We start from the raw sequence: 1,503 nt of genomic DNA, 5'->3' as shown, positions 1-1,503 counted from the left end.
AGTGATTACGGATATACAATTTATCTTATTTTCAATGGTATTTTTTATTTTTGAATTCTATTTTTTGGCAAATAGATTTTTTTATTAGTGATTACGGAGATACATAATTTTCTTTTTCTATTAAAGAAAAAGAACCTATTTTATCATTACCTACAATATTATGTATATTTGTCATCACAGGTACTAATACAAACTTCTTTTCTTTCCTTACTCTGCTGTCATTTTGTAGAATAATAATCTTACCAGCTAATTTTCGGTTAAAAAAAGATTCTAATTTATTGTAGAAATCCTGTTCTTCAACGGCTTGACTCTCACTACCTAAAAGCATTTCTGGTTCAGAACTATCTATTTTTGGATAAGCGTAAATCTTAATCTCTTTGTCACTATCTAAATCTTTTAAACAAGTGATTTTTATTGTTTCTCCCTTAGTTAAAGAAGTTACGGTTTTATTAGATAAAACATTTTTATCTAATTTAAAGATATCTTTGTTATATTCAAATTCTAATTTATCAATATTTTCTTCTATCTCTATTAAAAGTTGAATCTCAGCTTCATATTGAGGTAATATTACAGGACGATTAGGAGAAGTAGCTAATTTATCTACAAATTCTTTAGAAAAGAGAGAAAGATAAGGAACAAAATATTCTGTATTCGTGTTTGTTATATCTTTTCTCTTTATACAATGTTGATGATATTGTGTTTTAAGTTTAAGACAAGCTGTTCCAGTTGTTCCTCTTGTTAAATCCACTATACCATTCCCATATCCTCCTTCTATAATTTCTTCATAAGGTTTTTCTTTTGTAAGGGCAGCCCCATCATCAATTCACAACCAATCAAACCCAAATTCACCACCCCAATTAAAATGAGGTCTAAACTCAACTATTACATTAGAGATAAACTCTTTAGAATTCCCCTTTATATTTTCAGCTTTTTGAGTGTATTTATTGCCTTGTTTTCCTTTGAGTTCAGCGGTTCCTAAACTGTTTACAACTGCTACATTATCAGAATGTACAATAGATTTTTCTGTACCGAGGAGTTTGGCTTCTTTAGCTTCGATGTCTATGGCATTTGTAGTGTTTATCAAAGCGCTATTGCTGAAAAGATGCATAAAGCCATTGATTTGTTGTTTAAACCAAGAGCTAAATACATATATTTTGCTAAGGGCATTGAGGATGTAATCGTTGGTGGTTATTTCAGTTCTTTCGGTAGCATTCATTATAATACGTTGGGCATTGAACTCTAAAGTTGCTCCGTTAAAGCTAATCTTCTGTTTGCCGTCCATATAAATGTTGTTACCACTGGGGTCTTATCCTCAATAGTTACAAAATCCTGACTTGTTACGGTAAGTTTGCTTTTGGTAGTACCTTGATTGCAAATGAGTTCTGCGGTATTGGTGATGATATTCATAGTGTGGTGTTTTTTTAAGGTTTGTTACCCAAATAGCCTATCCCAAAAACTTTTTTTGGTTCCCTTAGCTTGGTATTTTTTCCATTGCTCCTCTTC

General features: G+C 31.1%; 3 protein-coding genes. All 3 read right to left on the bottom strand.

Features of this window, described 5'->3' with window-relative positions:
- Positions 1 to 91 precede the first annotated feature (91 nt).
- Positions 92 to 748, bottom strand: coding sequence for a hypothetical protein (locus OO775_RS13755; RefSeq protein ID WP_264847800.1), 657 nt, complete (start codon positions 746 to 748; stop codon positions 92 to 94).
- A 75-nt stretch (positions 749 to 823) separates the two neighbouring features.
- Complete coding sequence (locus OO775_RS13750) at positions 824 to 1,282, bottom strand: hypothetical protein (RefSeq protein WP_264847799.1); 459 nt, start codon at positions 1,280 to 1,282, stop codon at positions 824 to 826.
- Positions 1,240 to 1,407: a hypothetical protein gene (locus tag OO775_RS13745; RefSeq protein ID WP_264847798.1), complete on the bottom strand. Its 168-nt coding sequence runs from the start codon at positions 1,405 to 1,407 to the stop codon at positions 1,240 to 1,242. The genes OO775_RS13750 and OO775_RS13745 overlap by 43 nt, the downstream gene beginning before the upstream one ends.
- Positions 1,408 to 1,503 lie beyond the last annotated feature (96 nt).

The organism is Capnocytophaga catalasegens (assembly GCF_026005215.1).
In the GTDB taxonomy this organism is placed as follows: Bacteria; Bacteroidota; Bacteroidia; order Flavobacteriales; family Flavobacteriaceae; genus Capnocytophaga; species Capnocytophaga catalasegens.
The sequence above is the reverse complement of the archived record's forward strand: the minus strand, read 5'-3'. Positions and strand labels throughout refer to the sequence as shown.